The organism is Candidatus Accumulibacter sp. ACC007 (assembly GCF_907163205.1).
GTDB classification, from domain to species: domain Bacteria; phylum Pseudomonadota; class Gammaproteobacteria; order Burkholderiales; family Rhodocyclaceae; genus Accumulibacter; species Accumulibacter regalis.
The window spans coordinates 19110-38040 of record NZ_CAJQUD010000005.1; the positions used below are offsets into that span (position 1 = coordinate 19110).

At 63.7% G+C, this 18931-nt stretch carries 18 protein-coding genes, 1 tRNA gene and 1 pseudogene; 14 read left to right on the plus strand and 6 right to left on the minus strand.

Translation table 11 applies throughout. The features are described 5' to 3' along the window. The first annotated feature begins 112 nt into the window (after positions 1-112). The 3 genes from QZ634_RS13125 to QZ634_RS13135 all read left to right on the plus strand — a co-directional run bounded on the left by QZ634_RS13125 (position 113) and on the right by QZ634_RS13135 (position 1925). A complete protein-coding gene (locus QZ634_RS13125) occupies positions 113-709 on the plus strand; it encodes an integrase arm-type DNA-binding domain-containing protein (RefSeq protein ID WP_291989276.1) in 597 nt (198 codons plus the stop codon). Between the two features lie 521 nt (positions 710-1230). Further along, the gene (locus QZ634_RS13130; protein WP_291989048.1) at positions 1231-1497 is read left to right on the plus strand and encodes a type II toxin-antitoxin system prevent-host-death family antitoxin; all 267 of its coding nucleotides are present in this window, start codon (positions 1231-1233) and stop codon (positions 1495-1497) included. After that, positions 1494-1925, plus strand: a complete 432-nt coding sequence (locus tag QZ634_RS13135; RefSeq protein ID WP_291989050.1) for a type II toxin-antitoxin system VapC family toxin — start codon at positions 1494-1496, stop codon at positions 1923-1925. The genes QZ634_RS13130 and QZ634_RS13135 overlap by 4 nt, the downstream gene beginning before the upstream one ends. Before the next feature lie 181 nt (positions 1926-2106). On the opposite strand, the gene QZ634_RS13140 is transcribed toward QZ634_RS13135, so the two are convergent. Continuing rightward, positions 2107-2391 (minus strand): type II toxin-antitoxin system RelE/ParE family toxin, encoded by a 285-nt coding sequence (locus tag QZ634_RS13140; RefSeq protein WP_291989052.1) that lies wholly within the window; start codon positions 2389-2391, stop codon positions 2107-2109. Continuing rightward, positions 2388-2666, minus strand: a complete 279-nt coding sequence (locus tag QZ634_RS13145) for a hypothetical protein (protein WP_043569245.1) — start codon at positions 2664-2666, stop codon at positions 2388-2390. Before QZ634_RS13145 ends, QZ634_RS13140 begins: the two co-directional genes overlap by 4 nt. Positions 2667-2927: 261 nt before the next feature. On the opposite strand from QZ634_RS13145, the gene QZ634_RS13150 reads away from it, so the two are divergent. The 7 genes and pseudogenes from QZ634_RS13150 to QZ634_RS13175 all read left to right on the plus strand — a co-directional run bounded on the left by QZ634_RS13150 (position 2928) and on the right by QZ634_RS13175 (position 7387). Next, positions 2928-3170, plus strand: a complete 243-nt coding sequence (locus QZ634_RS13150; protein WP_291989055.1) for a type II toxin-antitoxin system prevent-host-death family antitoxin — start codon at positions 2928-2930, stop codon at positions 3168-3170. After that, positions 3167-3580 carry a type II toxin-antitoxin system VapC family toxin gene (locus QZ634_RS13155; RefSeq protein WP_291989057.1) on the plus strand — a complete coding sequence of 138 codons (414 nt, stop codon included), beginning with the start codon at positions 3167-3169 and terminating at the stop codon, positions 3578-3580. The genes QZ634_RS13150 and QZ634_RS13155 overlap by 4 nt, the downstream gene beginning before the upstream one ends. Before the next feature lie 17 nt (positions 3581-3597). After that, positions 3598-4563, plus strand: coding sequence for a tyrosine-type recombinase/integrase (locus QZ634_RS13160; protein ID WP_291989059.1), 966 nt, complete (start codon positions 3598-3600; stop codon positions 4561-4563). 270 nt (positions 4564-4833) lie between these two features. Beyond that, a pseudogene (locus tag QZ634_RS21560) lies at positions 4834-4959 on the plus strand (integration host factor subunit beta); the annotation flags it as partial. Between the two features lie 98 nt (positions 4960-5057). After that, positions 5058-5369 carry an IS66 family insertion sequence element accessory protein TnpB gene (locus QZ634_RS13165; protein ID WP_291985082.1) on the plus strand — a complete coding sequence of 104 codons (312 nt, stop codon included), beginning with the start codon at positions 5058-5060 and terminating at the stop codon, positions 5367-5369. Continuing rightward, on the plus strand, positions 5369-5728 hold the full coding sequence (gene tnpB / locus QZ634_RS13170) for an IS66 family insertion sequence element accessory protein TnpB (protein WP_291986326.1): 360 nt from the start codon (positions 5369-5371) through the stop codon (positions 5726-5728). The genes QZ634_RS13165 and tnpB overlap by 1 nt, the downstream gene beginning before the upstream one ends. Before the next feature lie 51 nt (positions 5729-5779). After that, on the plus strand, positions 5780-7387 hold the full coding sequence (locus QZ634_RS13175) for an IS66 family transposase (RefSeq protein WP_291989061.1): 1608 nt from the start codon (positions 5780-5782) through the stop codon (positions 7385-7387). 429 nt (positions 7388-7816) lie between these two features. Here QZ634_RS13175 and QZ634_RS13180 read toward each other — a convergent pair. Continuing rightward, positions 7817-7901, minus strand: a tRNA-Ser gene (locus QZ634_RS13180). Positions 7902-8100: 199 nt separating this feature from the next. On the opposite strand from QZ634_RS13180, the gene QZ634_RS13185 reads away from it, so the two are divergent. Continuing rightward, positions 8101-8793 carry a Bax inhibitor-1/YccA family protein gene (locus QZ634_RS13185; RefSeq protein WP_043565520.1) on the plus strand — a complete coding sequence of 231 codons (693 nt, stop codon included), beginning with the start codon at positions 8101-8103 and terminating at the stop codon, positions 8791-8793. 81 nt (positions 8794-8874) lie between these two features. Here QZ634_RS13185 and QZ634_RS13190 read toward each other — a convergent pair whose 3' ends face one another. Beyond that, positions 8875-9246, minus strand: coding sequence for an Mth938-like domain-containing protein (locus QZ634_RS13190; protein WP_043565521.1), 372 nt, complete (start codon positions 9244-9246; stop codon positions 8875-8877). Positions 9247-9391: 145 nt separating this feature from the next. Between QZ634_RS13190 and alaC the strand changes: the two genes are divergently transcribed. The 3 genes from alaC to QZ634_RS13205 all read left to right on the plus strand — a co-directional run bounded on the left by alaC (position 9392) and on the right by QZ634_RS13205 (position 13242). Then, a complete protein-coding gene (gene alaC / locus QZ634_RS13195; RefSeq protein WP_291989063.1) occupies positions 9392-10609 on the plus strand; it encodes an alanine transaminase in 1218 nt (405 codons plus the stop codon). Next, positions 10606-11838, plus strand: coding sequence for a pyridoxal phosphate-dependent aminotransferase (locus QZ634_RS13200; RefSeq protein ID WP_291989065.1), 1233 nt, complete (start codon positions 10606-10608; stop codon positions 11836-11838). The genes alaC and QZ634_RS13200 overlap by 4 nt, the downstream gene beginning before the upstream one ends. A 93-nt stretch (positions 11839-11931) precedes the next feature. Next, positions 11932-13242, plus strand: coding sequence for a homoserine dehydrogenase (locus QZ634_RS13205; RefSeq protein ID WP_291989067.1), 1311 nt, complete (start codon positions 11932-11934; stop codon positions 13240-13242). Here the strand turns inward: QZ634_RS13205 and QZ634_RS13210 are convergent. Beyond that, a complete protein-coding gene (locus QZ634_RS13210; protein ID WP_291989069.1) occupies positions 13199-14611 on the minus strand; it encodes a YihY/virulence factor BrkB family protein in 1413 nt (470 codons plus the stop codon). The two genes, QZ634_RS13205 and QZ634_RS13210, sit on opposite strands and share 44 nt — an antisense overlap. Further along, positions 14608-18786, minus strand: a complete 4179-nt coding sequence (locus QZ634_RS13215) for a DUF748 domain-containing protein (RefSeq protein WP_291989071.1) — start codon at positions 18784-18786, stop codon at positions 14608-14610. Before QZ634_RS13215 ends, QZ634_RS13210 begins: the two co-directional genes overlap by 4 nt. Positions 18787-18931 lie beyond the last annotated feature (145 nt).

Consider the following 18931-nt stretch of genomic DNA (forward strand, 5'->3'; position numbering starts at 1 on the left):
CTGACGCCAGCGTGCGGATGAAGAGAGTGACGAGAAGCCAGGCGCAAACGTTCTCGATCGTGAGGCAAGCGATCATTTACTGATTGAAGCGCTGGCCAGGACCATCAAGAGGCTGACGCCGTTAGCCGTTGCAAAAGCAATAGAGCGCGGATTGTATCCCGATGGCGCTGGATTGTATCTCCAGGTCGGGCCGACTGGCGCCGAGTCGTGGATTTTCCGCTTCATGCTTCACGGCAAGGCGCGCGCCACGGGACTGGGGCCGACACATGCGATGAACATGACAGAGGCCCGAGCCGACGCAGCCGAATGCCGAAAGCAGCTGTTGCAAGGTCACGACCCGATAGGCGAGCGCAAGGCTGCCAAGCTCGCGAAACGGCTGGACGATGCGCGTGCAATCACCGACAAGCAATGTGCCGAGCAGTACATCGAGACGCACCGGGCCGGCTGGAGGAATGCCAAACACGCCGCTAAATGGGAGAGCACCCTGCAGGGCTACGTCCATCCAGTGATCGGCGAGCTCTCGGTTGCAGCCATCGACACCGATCTTGTAATGAAATGCCTGTCCGGGATTTGGACCAAGAAGACCGAGACCGCCTCGCGAGTTCGCGGGCGCATCGAGTCCATCCTGGATTGGGCGACAAGCAGCAATTACCGCCAGGATGCGCATGTGCGGCGGGAGCCGAATCCTGCTGCGCTCCTCATCGCGTGAACGCGCAGCAAACATACCAAGGACGTTCAGTAATTTGCACCCAGAACACGAGCAGGGATCGAAGCCTCCCGATGAACGTGTGGATGCGGTGGAGTACGTGGACATCCTGCGCGAGGCCGTCGCAGGCACCTGCGAATTCAGGGGTCGGGCAATCGCATCACTGCCCATGTCGTGCCAACGGCAGCATCGATTCAGCCCCGTCCCGGACCAGACTGGCGAAGAGCACAAGCACTGCCGCGCAGGGGCATCGCCCTCTACCTCGTCTGGCAGTGCGACAAGGCCCAAGACACCGGCGAGCTAAGGTTGCAGCGGCTCCTGCGACTACTGGCGGAAATGAGTCGGCCGGCTCTGGGTCGGCCTGAACCAGACGCACGCCCGGGTAAGTGGCTGTTGCAGAAGGGCTGCCTGGCCGAAAGCGCACGCAACGCTTGGGGAACGGATCCGTGACATGACGAGACCTGAGCCCACAATTGTCGCGAATGGATTTAGAATGTGACCACATTAGCGTACGAGGAACGACCATGCCCATCGCCATTCGCGAACTCAAAGCCAGCCTCTCGCGCGTACTGCATCGCGCGCAGGCAGGCGAAGTCATCGAAGTCACCTCCCATAACAAGGCGATCGCCCGCATCGTCGGCATTCCGCCGCAGGCGGACGAAGGGATCCGCGGCCTGATCGCCAGCGGCGGCTTGTCGTGGAGTGGCAGCAAGCCACAGCTGCAGCCCCCCGTTGAAATGGTCGCGGGTGGAACAGCCGTCAGCCGGATCGTGCTGGCTGATCGCGCTTGATTCTCTTCTGTGACACCTCGGCGCTGGTCAAGCTGTACGTCAGAGAAGAGGCCAGCGAGCGCATGGTGGCGCTTGCCGGGTCGGCCGATACCATCGCCGTGTGCCGCCTGGCCTGGACTGAAGCGATGGCGGCGCTGGCCCGCCGCGCGCGTGAGAACCCGGCCGATGCCGAACTGATCACGGCCATCCGGACCCGTATGCGTAGCGACTGGCCCCGCTATGCGATTGTCGAGGTCACGCAGTCACTGGTGGAACTCGCCGGTGAGTATGCCGACACCTTTGCCCTGCGCGGCTACGACAGCGTTCAACTCGCCGCCGCGCGCATTTTGCAGGAAGCAACCGACGAAGAGTTCCACTTCGCCGTTTTCGATACCCGGCTGGAGAAGTCCGCCAGGGTGCTGGGCATGCGTACCCTGGCCAGCGGTTGACAGGGCGAGCTCAAGCGTGGCGCTCGCGCAAGCAGCGCGCGAACGCCGCCTCGGCGATCCGGCGAGGCTCGCGTCGTGCAACAGGTCGAGGACGCCGGTCGAGCCAGCGCCAGCTCCCTTGGCGAGCTGGCGGACAGTGTCGTGGTAGTCGCGCATACCAACAGGGGACAGATGGCCCTTTTTAAGCACGCACAGGCGGCCACTGGCGGGCCGTATTAACAAGCGTCAGTATCCACACTGTTTCGGCGTCGATCTCATACACCAGGCGATAGCTTTCGTGCGGAATCAGCTCGCGGGTGCCGGGAATCCTTCCCGGCTTGCCGCGATGGGGATGCTGAGCCAGCCGTGTGGCTGCGTCGCTGAACAGCTCATCCATTCGTGCGGCCGCACGCGGGTTTTCGGCAGCGATGTAGTCCCATACGTCGGTGCGGTCCTGCTGCGCTTCTGGTGTCCAGACGACCCTCACGGGCGATTCGTCACATCGGCACGCCGTGCGGAAAACTCGGCTTCGACCTCATCGTTCGATCGCCCCTGCCCAGCACGCATCGAGGCCCGGCCGGCCTCGACCTTGTGGCGCAGGAACTCATCGTAGTCCCGTGCCTCGCGCTGGCGGTGAACAAACTCGCGCATGAGCTCGCGCAGCACCTGCGACGCCGGGCGGTGGGCGGCTTCAGCTTCCGCCATGAACTCGGCGCGCAGCTCGGGTTCCAGCTTCATCGTGAAAACGGCTTCTTTCGACATGATCAGGTCTCCTGCCAAAGGGTACTTGCAAAGTATATACATAATCATCACAACGCGCGCACTCGAAAAGTGCAACAAGGCGAGTTGTGCTGTATCAGCCGTGCCGGCAAAGATCTGCTTGGCAATGGGCTCGGCAAGGTTGTCGAACTATTGCTAACCTATTTTATCAATAACAAGATGGACGCCTTTCTCCCCTTGGCTCCCAGCGGCCGCCATGTGATAAGCTAGCCTATAATCTAGCCGTCTAGTGGAGAAACCCCCATGCGTGAGATCGGCGCCTTCGAGGCCAAGAACAAACTCGGTACCCTGCTTGACTGGGTCGAGAGCGGCGAGGAAGTCCTCATCACCCGGCGCGGCAAAGCGGTGGCGCGGCTCGTACCGGCCGAACCTGGTTTCGATCGCGCCAAAGCCCGTCGGGCGGCGGACGGGATCCTTGAAGCCCGGCGTGGCATCACGCTCGGCGGCCTCAAGATCAAGGATTTGATCAACGAGGGCCGTCCGTGAGTTTCGTGCTGGATAGTTCGGTGAGCCTGACCTGGTGCTTCGACGATGAGCGCACGGATGCCACGGACGCCTTGCTTGAGCAGGTCGTCGAATCCGGGGCTGACGCACCCACGCTGTGGCCGTTGGAGGTGCTTAACGCGCTGGCGATGGCCGAACGTCGGAATCGGATCGATGCCGAACGCCGGCAACGCCTCGCCGGATTCTTGTGCGATCTTCCGGTGGCGATCGACGAAGAGACGGCCAGCCAGGCATGGGCGGTCACTGCGCAACTGGCGGCACGGTTTCGGCTGACCGTCTACGATGCGGCCTATCTCGAACTGGCACAGCGACGCGGCTTGCCGCTGGCGACGCTTGACCAGGAAGTACGCGCCGCGGCTGCTGCGCTCGGCGTCACCTTGCTCGGCACTTGACGTTGACGAGATTACCCATGACCTCCGACCCGTTTCCCGTCGTTTCCCCAGTCGCTTCCCGGCTTCTGACCGCCGAACAGTTTCAGCGCCTGGCCGACGTCCCCCCCGAGATCGAATGGTTCGCCAATCTCGGCAACAAGGCCACCCGTCGCGCTTACGAAAACGCCCTCGGGGATTTCATGAAGTTCACCGGCATCGCGAAGCCCGAGGAATTTCGCACCGTCACCCGCGCGCACGTTATCGCCTGGCGTGACGACCTGGTGCAGCGCGCCTTGAGCGGCATGACCGTCCGCCATCGCCTGGCGGCGCTGTCGTCGCTGTTCGAGTCTCTGTGCGAGAAGAACGCCGTGACCCATAACCCGGTCAAGGGCGTTAAGCGCCCGCCGGTGGAAAGCTACAAAGGCAAGACCCCTGCCCTCGGTGACCACCAGGCGCGCAAGCTGCTGGACGCGCCCGATGGTGCGTCGCTCAAGGGCAAGCGCGACCGCGCCATCCTGGCCACCCTGCTCTATCACGCCCTGCGGCGTGACGAGCTGTGCCGGTTGACGGTCAAGGACTTCAAGCACGAGCGGCGCGGCGTGCCGCACCTCAAGGTGTTCGGCAAGGGCGGCAAGATCCGCTATGTGCCGCTGCACCCCGCGGCCAGCGGCTTGATCGGGGACTATCTTGAGATCGCGGGGCATGGCGCAGACGATGCCGGCGCCCTGTTCCGACCCATCCGCAACAACTGCACCGGCACACTGGAAAGAGCAATCACGCCTGACGCAGTCTACAAACTGGTGCGGCAATACTCAGCGGCGCTGGGTTTCGCGATCGGAGCGCACGCGCTGCGGGCGACCGCCGCGACCAATGCGCTTGACCACCAGGCCGACATTGCCAAGGTGCAGGAATGGTTGGGTCATGCCAACATCGCCACGACCCGAATTTACGATCACCGCAAGACCCGGCCGGAGGACAGTCCGACCTTCAAAATCGCCTATTAGAGAATGCTATTGTCCTTTATCAGTCAGGAGCTGCCACTGGGTTTTTGCTCTTGATTTCCGCCGCGACAGCCTGCCAACGGGGCGCATCGCGTCGGCGAGCGGCAAGGCGTCTGGGTCGCGTCGGAGGCGTGACTCCCCGTGGCTTGAGCTGAGGGACGGAGCTCAACATCAAGAGGGCGTCGAAGTTGCCATGCGTCATCGATGCTGTCGCGCCTGGCGTTGTGTGGTTTGCCACAGCTCCCGAGTGGAAGTGCCGCCTAAAATTTGCCGATGATCCGCTCCGAACTCATCAACCGACTCGCCGCCCTTTTCCCGCAGTTCACCCCCAAAGATACTGAACTTGTGGTCAAGGCCATTCTTGAAGCGCTGAGCAACACGCTGGCGAAGGGGGACCGCATTGAAATAGTAACCGGTAACTCCGCGGCGTTCTTCCCAGGCGCGGCGCTGGCGTCGACAATTTCCTCATTGACACGCGAGAAGATGAGGAGGTCAAGATGGCGACGAATCAAGAGAGCCGGCGGGCACGGCGTAGCGCGGACGAGTGGCGGCAGGTGCTGTCGCGATTTTTCGGCAGCGGTTTGGCGGTGGAGGCCTTCTGCAATCGCGAAGGCATCAGCGATACCAGCTTCTACCGGTGGCGCAGCCGACTGGGCGCGCCGATGGGCCGATGCGACGCCTTGGTCAACTCGGCGTCGACAGGCTTCGTCGATGTCGGCCCGCTGCAAAGCGAAACCGGGCGGTCGGGACGTATCGAGCTGACCCTGGATCTCGGCGGCGGCCTGCAGCTACACCTGGTGCGCGGCTGATGTTCTTCCCCGAAGGCCAGATCCGGGTACATGTTTATGGCCGCCCCGTCGACCTGCGCAACTCCTTCGACGGCCTGTACGCACTGACGCGCCACGCGCTCGGTCAGGACCCCTTGAGCGGACAGCTGTTTGCCTTCTTCAACCGCCGCGCCACGCAGGTCAAGGTCCTCTACTGGGATCGCACGGGCCTCTGCGTGTGGGCCAAGCGCCTCGAAGCCGGTCGTTTCGTCTCCGACTGGTCGAAAGTGAGCACGCGGGAAACCGACTGGACCGGCCTGAAGCTCCTCCTGGAAGGCATCGAGCCCAAGCGCTTCAAGAAGCGTTACCAGCACCCGCAAAATGGCAAGAAACGGACATAAAATGCATGTTAAACAGCGGCTTGAAGACGACTCCCGCGGTATAATAGCGGCATGAATCCGGCGCTTGCGACCCCTTTCAAAAGCCTCGACGAGGTGGCCGCGCTGACCCCGCAACAGACCGCCGAACTGATCGGCGCCCTGCGCCGTCAGGAGAACACCGAAGCGCTCCTGCGCCAGGAAATCACCGCCCTCAAACAGCAACTCGACTGGTTCAAGCGCCAGCTCTTCGGGCAGAAGAGCGAACGACGCATCGAGACGGGTCCGAATGGCCAGATGAGTTTCGGCGAGTGTCTTCCACCGCCGACGCTACCGGCACCCCCGGGCCAGCAGGTAGCCGCCCACACCCGCAAGCCAGCGACCCGCCGCCAGGACGACGAAGCCGTCCCGTTCTTCGACGAGTCACGCGTGCCGGTCGAAGTCATCGAACTCGCGGCTCCGGAAACCGACGGCCTTACTGCGGAAGAGTACGAGGTGATCAGCCACAAGGAAAGCTATCGCCTGGCGCAACGGCCGGGAAGCTACGTGGTGATCAAGTATCGGCGGCCGGTGGTCAAGATCAAGGCCAGTGAAGCGCTCGTTTGCGCCGCCGCACCGGCCGGGGTGATCGACGGCAGCCGGGCGGACGTGAGCTTCGTTGCCGGCTTGCTGCTCGACAAGTTTGCCTACCACCTGCCGCTGTATCGCCAGCACCAGCGCCTCGCCGACGCCGGGATCACGGTCAGTCGCCCCTGGCTGACGCAGATCGCGCAACAGGGCATCGCCCTGCTCGAACCGATCTACGAGGCCCAGTTCGCCTCGATTCGCGAGTCACGCGTCAAAGCCATGGACGAGACGCCGATCAAGGCCGGACAGGCGGGACCGGGCAAGCTGAAGAAAGCCTTCTTCTGGCCAGTCTATGGCGAACTGGACGAAATCTGTTTCCCGTTCTTCCCGAGCCGGGAGATCAAACACGTCGAGGCGGCGCTGGGACTGACGCCCGCCGAGCGGGCGGTCTTGTTGTCGGATGGCTACCACGCCTATGCGCATTATGCGACCAGGACCGGGATCACCCATGCCCAGTGCTGGACGCATACCCGCCGCGGTTTCTTCGAGGCGCAAGCAGTCGAGCCGGAAGCGGCGAGCCAGGCGCTGGAACTGATCGGTGCGCTCTATCAAGTGGAAGAATCCATCCGAGAACAGAAGCTCTCTGGCGCCGGCAAGCGGGAGTATCGTCTGGCGCATGCCAAGCCGATCGTCGAGCGCTTCTTCGCCTGGATCGGCGAACGCTTCGCGGCCCAGGGGCTGCTCCCCAGCAATCCGCTGACCAAGGCGCTTGCCTATGCGCGCGACCGACGATACGGACTGGAGGTCTTCCTCACCGACCCGGACGTGCCGATCGATACCAACCACCTTGAGCGTGCCTTGCGCGTGATCCCGATGGGGCGCCGCAATTGGCTGTTCTGTTGGACCGAACTGGGCGCCAGGCAGGTGGGGATCATCCACAGCCTGATCGCCACCTGTCGATTGCACCAGATCGACCCGTACGACTACCTGGTCGATGTGCTACAGCGCGTCGGCCAGCATCCGGCAGAGCGCGTCCGGGAACTCACGCCTCGTCTCTGGAAGCAGCTCTTCGCGGCCGATCCACTTCGCACGCCTTTGTACCGCCTCGGCACGTAGGGCCTGACGCCGCGTAGTTACCGCTTACACCCAATCCTTATGGAAGAAGGATTGGGTGGGTGCAATCGTAGGCACCCCCAGCCTCCCCTTGAGACCGCGAGGCATCTTTTTCGATCACATTTTGAAGCCGTGGCCAGATCAACGACGCAAGAAGCGCAGCGTTTGCGGAAAGCCTCGATCACCTGGCTTGGCATTGCCCTCTGCCGGTGTCGTTACAGGACGAAAGCCGGCCGCTCGGCTCGGCCATCTCGCAGACCTCTCCACCCGAGTCACTCTGCTCGGCAAGGTACAGACGCAGCCTCGGCCTCCGGCGTTCCCCCTTGAGGGACAACTCATTGGCGCATCTTTTCTTGTGGGTTGTTTTGTGAGTCTGATTGCTTAAAAAGCTCTACTATTTATATTTTTCATGCACTTAAGTCAACATACCGGCGGAAGCGGTGAGATTCGAACTCACGGACGGTTGCCCGTCGCTAGTTTTCAAGACTAGTGCAATCGACCACTCTGCCACACTTCCTGCAAGCTCACCGTCGGTGTTCGCCACCTGCCGCAACGGCGGGGCGAATGATAGCACGGCGCCGCCCCCCGGACGCGCCACAGTCTACCTGCCAACGACGCTTGCAACCCGGCACCAGACAGCAATAGTGATTGAAACTTTTCACGTAGTTGGCTAGTCTCAGCGCCGTAATCCTAATTCGATCAACAGGAGGAAGTCCATGCAACCCCAGTTTCAGATCACCGGCCAAGCCACTCGCGAGGTGTCGCTGCAGCAGAACCGGGTTCTGCGCAATACGTTCATGATGCTCGCCCTGACCATGGTGCCAACCGTTCTCGGCGCCTTGGCTGGCATACAGATGCAGTTCACGTTCATGTCCGGCAGCCCGCTGATGTCCTTCCTGCTCTTCCTCGGCATTGCCTTCGGCTTCATGTGGGGCATCGAGCGTACCAAGAACAGCGGCATGGGAGTTGTGCTGCTGCTCGGCTTTACCTTCTTCATGGGGCTGATGCTGTCACGCATTCTGCAGGTGGCGCTGGGCTTCAGTAACGGCGGCCCGCTGATCGCCATGGCCGCGGGCGGTACCGGCGTGATCTTCTTCTCGCTCGCCGCCGTGGCCACGATCACCAAGAAGGATTTCAGCTTCCTGGGCCGGTTTCTTTTCATCGGGATGATTGTCGTTCTGCTGGCGATCGTGGCCAACATCTTCTTCCAGATCCCGGCCTTGTCGCTGACCATCTCGGCTGTTGCGGTGCTCGTCTTCTCGGCCTACATCCTCTACGACATCAGCCGCATCGTGAATGGCGGTGAGGACAACTACATCTCGGCGACACTGTCGGTCTATCTGAGCATTTACAACGTCTTTGTCAGCCTTCTGAACCTGCTGCTGATGCTCAGCGGCGAACGCGACTGATCGGCGAGAGGGCATAAGAAGAAGGGCGGCCGCGGCCGCCCTTTTCCGTTGACCGGCTGGCGCCTGGGAGACGCCGCGCCGTCAGGCCAGCAGCAGGCCGGCGGCGACCTTGCGGCCCTCGCCAATTAGAACGTTGTAGGTACGACACGCGGCCGGCAAATCCATCACTTCCAGACCCTTCTGCGCCTGTGCCAGCGGACGCATAAGGTCGGGAGTCGGAAAGCGCAGCCGATTACCGGTGCCGAGCAGAATGATTTCGGCGTCGAGCGAGGCCAGCCATGCGAAGTCCTCGACACGCAGGGTGTCGAAAGTTGCCTGCGTCCAATCCGGGATCAGGCGCTCTGGCAGCACCGCCAGGTTACAGCTGTGGCGGATACCGTTCACGCTGACGTAGCCCTCGCCGTAAGCGGTGAAGGTGTTCAGGCCGTCGGGTCTGTCGAGCTGTAGTTTCATGAAAATTGCGGCGCACAAAACCTTAAAGTACGATTATAGCTTTTTTGCCGATCGCCTCCAGAGAGGGACAGTGCGCAAGCGCCGCCCCGTAGCGCTCACCGATCGACGCGTCATCAACAGCGCTGCCACTACTCGAGCCCGGATCATGAGAGAGTTTTCCCGCATCCAACGTTTGCCGCCCTACGTCTTCAGCATTACCGCCCAGCTGAAGATGGCCGCTCGCCGGCGCGGCGAAGACATCATCGACATGAGCATGGGGAATCCGGACGGGCCGACGCCGCAGCACATCACCGACAAGCTGGTCGAGGCGGCGCTGCGCGAAAACACGCACGGCTACTCGGTCTCGCAAGGCATTCCGCGCCTGCGCAAGGCGATTTGCGACTGGTACCAGCGGCGCTACGACGTGAGCCTGGATCCGGAAACGGAAGCGGTGGTGACCATCGGTTCCAAAGAGGGCATCGCCCATCTGATGCTGGCCACCGTCGACCGCGGCGATACCGTCCTGGTCCCCAATCCCTCGTACCCGATTCACATTTACGGGGCGATCATCGCTGGCGCCGATATCCGCTCGGTGCCGATGACGCCGGACGTCGATTTCTTCGCCGAGTTGCAGCGTGCGCTCATCGAAACGACGCCGAAACCGAAGATGATGATTCTCGGCTTCCCGAGCAATCCGACCGCCCGCTGCGTGGACCTCGAGTTCTTCGAGCGCGTCGTCGCCCTGGCCCGCGAGCACGACGTCCTGGTCGTCCATGACCTAGCCTACGCGGACATCGTCTTCGACGGCTATCAGGCACCGTCGATCCTGCAGGTGCCCGGCGCACGCGAGGTCGCGGTTGAATTCTTCACCATGTCCAAGAGCTACAACATGGCCGGCTGGCGGGTCGGCTACATGGTCGGCAACGAAGAGCTGTGCCGGGCACTGGTGCGCATCAAGAGTTATCACGATTACGGCACTTTCACGCCGATCCAGGTGGCGTCGGTGATTGCCCTCGAAGGATCGCAGCAGTGCGTGGAAGATGTGCGCCAGACCTATCAGCGGCGCCGCAACGTGCTCGCCAAGGGGCTGCACGAAGCGGGCTGGATGGTCGAAGTGCCGAAAGCGTCGATGTACATCTGGGCCAGAATCCCCGAGTTCTACCGGCACCTGGGGTCGATGGAGTTTGCCAAGAAACTGCTCCTCGAAGCCAAGGTCGCGGCCTCGCCCGGCGTCGGTTTCGGCGAATTCGGCGACGATCACGTGCGCTTTGCGCTGATCGAAAACGAAGAGCGCACGCGGCAGGCGGTGCGCGGCATCCGCGACATGTTCAGGAAGGACGGCCTGCTGCCGTCGGCTGGCGGTCGCGAAAGAGCAATGCCATGAAGCCGATCCGCAAATCGAACAAGCTGGACCGTGTCTGCTACGACATCCGCGGCCCGGTCCTCGAACAGGCCAGGAAGATGGAGGAAGAAGGCCACCACATCATCAAGCTCAACATTGGCAATCTCGCCGCCTTCGGCTTCGATTCGCCGGAGGAAATCCAGCTCGACATGATCCGCAACCTGCCCAGTGCGGCCGGCTACTCGGATGCGAAAGGGATTTTCTCGGCGCGCAAGGCGGTCATGCATTACACCCAGCAGAAACACATCCAGGGCGTGACGCTGGACGACATCTACATCGGCAACGGCGTCTCCGAGCTGATCGTAATGGCCATGAACGCCCTGCTCAATGCCGGCGACGAAGTGCTCGTGCCGACGCCGGACTACCCGCTGTGGACCGCGGCGGTGAGCCTTTCCAGCGGCACGCCGCGCCACTATCTCTGCGATGAAGGCAACGACTGGTTGCCCGACCTCAAGGATCTGCGCGCCAAGATCACCCCGCGCACGCGCGCGCTGGTGGTGATCAATCCGAACAACCCCACCGGCGCCCTGTATCCGGAGAACGTGCTGCTCGAATTGGTCGACATCGCCCGTCAGCACAACCTGATCATCTACGCCGACGAGGTGTACGACAAGGTTCTCTACGACGGCGCAACGCATACCGCAATCGCATCGCTGTCGACCGACGTGCTCACGGTGACCTTCAACGGCCTGTCGAAAAACTACCGTTCCTGCGGCTATCGCGCCGGCTGGATGGTCGTCTCCGGCGATCTGCGCGACGCGCGCGACTACATCGAAGGCCTGGACATGCTGGCGTCGATGCGCCTGTGTTCCAACGTCCCCGGCCAGCACGCCATCCAGACCGCCCTCGGCGGCTACCAGAGCATCGACGACCTGGTCGCACCGAACGGCCGCATGTGCCGCCAGCGCGATCTGGCGTACGAGCTGATCACCGCCATCCCCGGCGTCAGCTGCGTCAAGCCGAAGGCGGCGCTGTACATGTTTCCGCGCCTTGACCCGAAGGTCTATCCGATCCGGGACGACCAGAAGTTCATCGCCGAGATGTTGCAGAAGGAACGCGTTCTGCTGGTCCAGGGCAGCGGTTTCAACTGGCCGCATGCGGACCACTTCCGCCTGGTTTTCCTGCCGCACGAAGACGACCTGCGCGACGCGATCGCGCGTATCGCGCGTTTTCTGGAAGGCTATCGGCAGCGCGCGGCCACTCCCGCCTAGGCCGTGGCCTTCCCGCGCCCGCGCACCCTGCTCGCGAATCTCCACCCCCGACCCGCAACTTCCAGACCCTCAACCTCTACTCCTGGCTGCTCTATGAAACCTATCAATGTTGGACTTCTCGGAATCGGCACCGTCGGTGGCGGTACTTTCTCGGTCCTGGCACGCAACGGCGAAGAGATCGCCCGCCGTGCCGGCCGGCCCATTCAGGTCAGCGTCGTTGCCGACCGCAACCTCGAACGCACCCGCCGGCTGACCAAGGATAGCTGCCGGGTCACCGATGACGCGTTCGCGGTGGTCAGCGACCCGGACGTCGACATCGTCGTCGAACTGATCGGTGGCGATAGCGTCGCCAAGGAACTGGTCTTGCAAGCGATCGCCAACGGCAAGCACGTGGTGACGGCCAACAAGGCGCTGCTCGCCAAGCACGGCAACGAAATTTTCGCCGCGGCCCAGAAAAAGGGCGTGATGGTCGCTTTCGAAGCCGCCGTCGCCGGTGGCATCCCGATCATCAAGGCGCTGCGCGAAGGACTGACCGCCAACCGCATCGAATGGATCGCCGGGATCATCAACGGCACGACCAACTTCATTCTCTCGGAGATGCGTGACAAGGGGCTGTCCTTCGACGTGGTGCTCAAGGAAGCGCAGCGTCTCGGCTACGCCGAGGCCGATCCGACCTTTGACGTCGAAGGCGTCGACGCGGCGCACAAGCTGAGCATCATGTCGGCCATCGCCTTCGGCAATTCGATGAGTTTTGACCAGGCGCACATCGAAGGCATCAGCCAGCTCGACGCCGCCGACATCCGGTACGCCGAACAGCTCGGCTACCGCATCAAGCTGCTCGGCATCACCAAGCGAACCAGCGAAGGCGTCGAGCTGCGCGTCCATCCGACCCTGATTCCGACCAGGCGCCTGATCGCCAACGTCGAGGGAGCGATGAACGCCGTCCTGGTCAAGGGCGACGCGGTCGGCCCGACGCTCTACTACGGCAAGGGCGCTGGCGCCGAGCCAACGGCTTCGGCGGTGATTGCCGACCTGGTCGACGTCACGCGCATGCACACCGCCGACCCGGAGCATCGCGTGCCTCATCTCGCCTTCCAGCCCGACGCGATGGTCGATCTGCCGATTCTGCCGATGGCCGACGTGATCACCAGCTACTACCTGCGCCTGCGTGTCGCCGACCGGACTGGCGTGCTCGCCGACGTGACGCGCATTCTCGCCGATCAGGAAATCTCGATCGACGCCATGATCCAGCGTGAGCCTGCCGAGGGGGAAGAACAGACCGAGATCATCATGCTCACCCACCAGACGCGCGAGCGCAACATCGACGCGGCGATTGTCCGCATCGCGTCGCTCGACGCCGTCAAGGGGGCGATCGTCCGTCTGCGCCTGGAAGAACTTCTCTAGGAGCTGGCGCAGCGGGTGGCATCGGCGGCATCGCTGCCGACCCCTGCGCGGCGAGGTCGCGCAGGCTGATGCCGCCAACCGCCGTGTCGAGCGCCAGCCGCATGCGCTCGAAGACGGCGTCGACCGCCGGTGCTGCCGGCAGGCCGACGGGTGAAAAGAAGCGTTCCTCACCGGCGCTGCGTACCGTCTCCAGGACCTGCGTCACGCTGATCAGCGCCGGGTCGCGCCCGAGCAGGTAGAGCGGCGGGTCGTCGCTGCTCTGCAACAGCAATTTCTCGCTTTCCAGGGCATCGACAACGGTCTGCAGGACGTGCCGCGGCATGCCCAGCAGGCGAATGAATTCCGCCAGCGACGGCGTGCGCTCACCGGCCACGAACCTGCCCGTCACCAGAGCCATGGTCGACAGGGCCAGCCGCTCGCGCATGCGGTTGCTCAGTCGCGGTTCGCCGGCGCCGGCGTAGAGATACTCCGGGTGCTGGGCGTAAAAAGCGACACTGGCGCCGAAAAGCAGAATCAGCCAGCTCAGATAAAGCCAGATCATGAACAGGATCAGAATCGCCAGGCTCGAATAGATCGCCGCGTACTGGTTCGAAGTCGCCACGAAGGCCGCAAATCCCCACCCGGCGGTCTGCCAGGCAATACCGCCGGCAGCACCGCCGATCAGCGCCGGAAGCAGACGCACGCGCGCGTTCGGAATGAACATGTAGACAAAGGTGAAGGCAGCAATGACCAGCAGATAGGGGGTCAGCCGGCTGATCGTCTGTACCAGCTGACCCAGCATCTCGATGGCCAGCAGTCCGCGCACCGTCTCGACATTCATCACCGTGGCGGTGATGCCAAGCGCGGCGAAGACCAGGATCGGACCCACCATGAGCACGCTCAGGTAGCGGCTGAAACGATCGGCAAGCGAGCGCGGGCGCTGAATATGCCAGATGTAGTTCAGCGACTCCTCGATCTTCTGCATCAGGGAAATCGCTGTGTACAGCAGCAAGGCCAGGCCGAGCGCGCCAAGCACGCCGACGTTCATGTTCTGGATGAAGGCGGTAATACTCGTCGCCACTTCCTCGCCCTTTTCACCGAGGGGTTCGAGGAAGTTCAACAGCATCGGCTGAATCTGGTTGTGCACGCCGAACGCCTTGAGCACCGAAAAGCTCAGCGCCAGCAGCGGCACAATCGACAGCAGCGTCGTGTAGACCAGACTCATGGCGCGCAGGGTCAGTTGCCCGTCGACGACATCACGGATCAACAGCAGGAGCGTGCGCACGACGCGTATGCCGCGCGCCTGCCACAAGGACAGGCTTGCGCCCTGCCCCCCCCAGATGATGCCGTCCAGACGACTGCGCAGATTCGCACCGACTGCAGGCTTCACTTGGCGACCTCGAGTTCAAGTTGCAAGGTGACCGCCTTGTCGTTTGCCGCGCTCGCCGGGCGCGCCTTGCCGAGCAGCACGCGCTTGGCGCCCACTCCGTCGGCGCTGGTCATTTCGGCAATGATCGCTTCGCCGCGACGAGTGGCAAGTTGCGCCAGAGCCTCGTCGGAAACCGGCTGCTCCTTGATCATGCGCTCGAGAAGACTCTCGTAGAACGCCAGCGGCGGCCCCGCGGCCGGCTTCCCGGCCGGCGGCGTGCCGGCGGACGATTCCCCTGCCGGCTTGCCAGGCGGCCCGGCGGCAAGTGCACGCTGCTTCACCAGCGCCAGGACCTCAGGCGCATAGCGCTCGCTGAACAGCGCCTCGATCGCCACCTGCGCGCGCGGGTTGGCGGCGTCGACCGGACCGGGGTCCTCGCCAGGCGTCACTTCGAGGCCCATGCGGACGACAAGGTCGCTGCGCACGGCCAGCGACTTCAGCGCTGGCGTGTCCACCTCGGCCGCTTGCGTTGGCGGCACGAGAAGCTTCAGCGTCGTCCGTTCCTTCATCGCGCGCGCCACTGCCGCCAGTTTTTCGCGCTCGGGCGGGGCCAGAACGGCGCTGCCAGGTTCGAAGTCGATGCTGTCGAGTTTGCTGTCGCTACCGGCACCGAAAAGCGCACCGAGCGCCCGGAACGGCGCCGTGATGATGCCGCCGATCAGGTTGCCGAAGGCCTTGCCGACCACTGCCCCGTAGGCAAATTCCGGGTCGTTGAGATCGCCGCTGACCGGCAACCCGATGTCGATGACCCCCTGCGAATCGCTCAGGATGGCGATCGCCAGTTCGAGCGGCAGGTCTGCTGCGCCGGGGGTATCGACCTTTTCGCCGAGTTTCACCTGCTTGAGGACGATCTTGTTCTCGCCACGCAGCTTGCTGTCCTTGACCTTGTACTGCAGATCGAGCGCCAATTGTCCGCCGGTGATCCTGCGGCCCGCGAACTTGATGACGTACGGCGACAGCGAACTCATCGTCAGGTTGCGGAAAGTCATCTCGATGTCGGTCAGCCTTGCCGGGCGAAAAACGCTGATCTGGCCGCGAATCTTCGCCGAACCGTACTTGTCGACGCGCGCGTCGAGCTGCACTTTGGCACTGCCCTTCGGATCGGTGCCGAGACCGGTGATCACCCCCTTCAACTCGTGCATGCGCGTGCCGAACTGGGGTCGCAGACTGAGGTCGGCAAACTCGAGAACGCCCTTGGAAATCCGGATGCGCGCGATCGTCACCGGGAAGGGATCGTCGACCGCCGCGCCTTCATCAGCGGCCGCCACTGCCACTTCGGCGGGCCCTGCAGCACCCTCCCCTCCCGCCGGCTGGTCGGCGGCAGCCGCGGACTCGCCGTCCCTGGGCTTCTTGAGAACGTCGGTCAGATTCACCGATTGGTCCTCGGCAATGATCAGGCGCCCCGCCGGCGCGACCAGCCGCAGCTCGCCGATGTCCAGGCGGTTCGGCTCGACGGTCAGCAGCAAATCGTCGCTGGCCAGCGCATCCCAGGTGACGAACGGCCGCTGCGCTTCGCTCTCGTCGATGCGTAGCTGATCGACCGCAAAACTGGCTTTGTAGACCAGCCTGGCGTTGGCGGCGGGATCGCCGTAGCGCAGACGCCCGGCGGTCGATAGCGTACCCGATGCCAGATTCAGTTCGGCGAACTCCGCCAGGTAGGGCTGAACGGGCGCCAGCGCGATGGCCGCCAGCTTGAGTTGCAGGTCCGCTGTGCCGTTGTCGGCACGAACACTTCCGCTGGCCTCGATTTCGCCGCCGCTGGCGACCTTGGCTTTCAACTCCAACTGCATCGGCGTGCTGACCCCGGTCGCGAACCCGGCGATGCGCGCACGGATGGCCTGCAGCCCGACGGCCAGCGGCGGTCCGCCGCTGCGATCTGCGAAACCGAGCGCGAAGCGATCGACCTCGATCGCCTTAACCGCCACCCGCCAGCCAGCATCCGCCGCCGCCGCGGCACCATTGGCGTCGGCCTCAGGCGCGGCAGCTGCCGCCGCCGCGGCAGCGCCGCGAGTGACGATCAGTCCGTTGAACCTGCCCTCTTCGTCGAGCCAGGCTTGCGCCTGTCCATCGTCAACAATGATCTTGTCGACGCTGATCAGCCGATCCTTCAGGCGCAGCACGCCGCCCGAGACCTTGGCGTGCGCAAAGCGCAACATTTCCGTCGCCGGATCGGCAGGACTGCGCACAACCGCATTCGTCAGCGCCACGCTGAGGCCATCGCCGCTGACCTCGACCGGACCGGCGGGCAAGGCGACCAGCAGCGAGTTGGCCGCAATGCTCGCCGCCGCGATCTGCGCGATTTCCGACGACGCGCCCTGGGCAACGGCAGCGAGAGACTTCAAGGCAAGCGCCACACCGTCAAGGCGAAGGTTCACGCCAGTGGAAGCAGGCGCGGCGGACGATCCACCAAGGGTCGCGGCAAGCGCACGCACGTCGAGGACTGCGTCCTGCCAGGCAAGGCGATCGGCGCCCTGGCGTGCGGCAAGGCCGGCCATCGACACCTGTGCAGCGCCAGCGTCGATGCGGAGCGCTGCGTCGTTCTGCGCCAGCGACAGCTTCTCGCCACCGATGGCGAGCTTGCGCAGATCAAGACCATCGGCCCCGCTCTGCGCCTTCAGCCCGGCAAAGGTCGTTTGTGGTTTTTCGATACCGAGGTCGAAACGCCCGTCGGCGATGCGCATGGCGATCTTCCCCGCAGCGACCAGCCCCTCCGGAAAAGCCAGAGTGTCGGCGCCACTCTTGAGCCGCGCGCCGCTCAGTGACAGCTTGGGCTGCGCCAGCTCGACGCGCGTTCCGGCCGCCGCCAACTCGATGGACGGAGACGTCTCGAAAGCGAGCGCAGCGACGTCAATGGCCAGCGCGTTCGCCGGGTCCGCATAGGCGAACTCGAGCGCCGAAATTTCGGCGCTGTCGACCACTACCCGCCAGCGGGGCGCCGCGCTTACCGCCGCATCGGCAGGAACGGCGGCGGGCGCGATGACCGTTTCCGTGTTCACGGCCACCGCCGGGTCGGCTTCCCGGGCGGCCGCCACTTGTGCTGCGGCGCTTGGCCCGGCTTTCCTGTCCGCCTTGTCCGCTTCTTCCACCGCGCCAGCGGCCGGGACCTTCGCCGTGGCGTGTAGCAGCTTTTCCCAGTTGAGCTTGCCGTCGTCGTCAAAAGCGACGGCGACGCGGCCTTTCGCCAGCCGGAAAGCAGTCAGCCGCGCCTCGCGCGCAGCGAGATCGACGCGCCCCTGCGTCAACGACAACGTCTCCAGGGCGAGTAGTGGTGAAGAAGCTCCGGGCACGCTGACCGACAAGCCGCTGACGTCCAGACCGACCTCCTGCGCGCTCCCCGAAAGCGTGCCACCGGCGTCGAGCGCGAGGTCGAAGGCGGCGCTGAAGTCAACTTTTCCGGCGGGCGATTCGATCGCCAGCAGACGCGGCAGACTCCTGACCAGCGTCGTCACCTGCACACCGTTCAGCGTCAGCCGCCCCTGGCTGGCCATCGGATTGAGCGCCAGTTCGCCGCTCGTCTCGACGCTCTCGTCGGCAGCGCTGTGCGCCGACAAGCGGTAGCTGGCCGCCTTCTCGGGCAGGCTGGAGAGATTGTCGATCTCGATCACGATCGGCTCGATGTGCGCGACCAGCGGCTCGTCGAGCAACTGGTCGGAGAAATCGACGCGGCCGTCGCTCAGCGCGACGCGGTGGACGACAAACCGCGGCAAGCCTGCGTCTTCCGCAGCGGGCTCGCTTTCCGGCAGGCGTTCGAGCAGCGCGGCGAAGTTGTGCCGGCCGTTCCGGTCGAGGGCCAAGTGCACAACCGGCGCCTCGAGACGAGCTTCGGCAAAGGTCCAGGCGCGATCGGTGACGCTGCGCAGCTCGAAATCGACCAGCAGATGTTTGAAGCCGAGCAGCGGCTGGCCGTCGGGGTCGGAAAGAGCGAGATCGTCGACCTCGAATCTGAAGAGCAGCGGATTGAAGCGCACGTCACCGACGCTGATCGGGTGGCCGAGTTGCGCCGGGACCTGTTTTTCGACCTGCCACTTGATGATTGCCGGCAAGGCGAAAAAACCGCCGAGCACATAAAGGGCGAACAGAAGCACGGCGACAATCACCGGTTTTCTGGAAAAGAAGATTCGCAAGCTGTTGAGCATGAATGGGCGCTTCCGCCGCCTAGACGACGGCTAGACCTCCGTAGTGGGTGCCAGCGACACGGGTTGGGCACGGCCGCACTGTGGCGGCGCTTGAGCATTGGCAAACCCGCCAGGAACTCTCTCGCATCTGACGGGACAGCCGGTT

Coding starts and splice junctions, on each gene's coding strand:
- QZ634_RS13130 (WP_291989048.1), top strand. CDS start 1,231: ATGCCCATCGCCATTCGCGAACTCAAAGCCAGCCTCTCGCGCGTACTG.
- QZ634_RS13145 (WP_043569245.1), bottom strand. CDS start 2,666: ATGTCGAAAGAAGCCGTTTTCACGATGAAGCTGGAACCCGAGCTGCGC.
- QZ634_RS13150 (WP_291989055.1), top strand. CDS start 2,928: ATGCGTGAGATCGGCGCCTTCGAGGCCAAGAACAAACTCGGTACCCTG.
- QZ634_RS13160 (WP_291989059.1), top strand. CDS start 3,598: ATGACCTCCGACCCGTTTCCCGTCGTTTCCCCAGTCGCTTCCCGGCTT.
- QZ634_RS13165 (WP_291985082.1), top strand. CDS start 5,058: ATGGCGACGAATCAAGAGAGCCGGCGGGCACGGCGTAGCGCGGACGAG.
- tnpB (WP_291986326.1), top strand. CDS start 5,369: ATGTTCTTCCCCGAAGGCCAGATCCGGGTACATGTTTATGGCCGCCCC.
- QZ634_RS13175 (WP_291989061.1), top strand. CDS start 5,780: ATGAATCCGGCGCTTGCGACCCCTTTCAAAAGCCTCGACGAGGTGGCC.
- QZ634_RS13185 (WP_043565520.1), top strand. CDS start 8,101: ATGCAACCCCAGTTTCAGATCACCGGCCAAGCCACTCGCGAGGTGTCG.
- QZ634_RS13190 (WP_043565521.1), bottom strand. CDS start 9,246: ATGAAACTACAGCTCGACAGACCCGACGGCCTGAACACCTTCACCGCT.
- alaC (WP_291989063.1), top strand. CDS start 9,392: ATGAGAGAGTTTTCCCGCATCCAACGTTTGCCGCCCTACGTCTTCAGC.
- QZ634_RS13200 (WP_291989065.1), top strand. CDS start 10,606: ATGAAGCCGATCCGCAAATCGAACAAGCTGGACCGTGTCTGCTACGAC.
- QZ634_RS13205 (WP_291989067.1), top strand. CDS start 11,932: ATGAAACCTATCAATGTTGGACTTCTCGGAATCGGCACCGTCGGTGGC.
- QZ634_RS13215 (WP_291989071.1), bottom strand. CDS start 18,786: ATGCTCAACAGCTTGCGAATCTTCTTTTCCAGAAAACCGGTGATTGTC.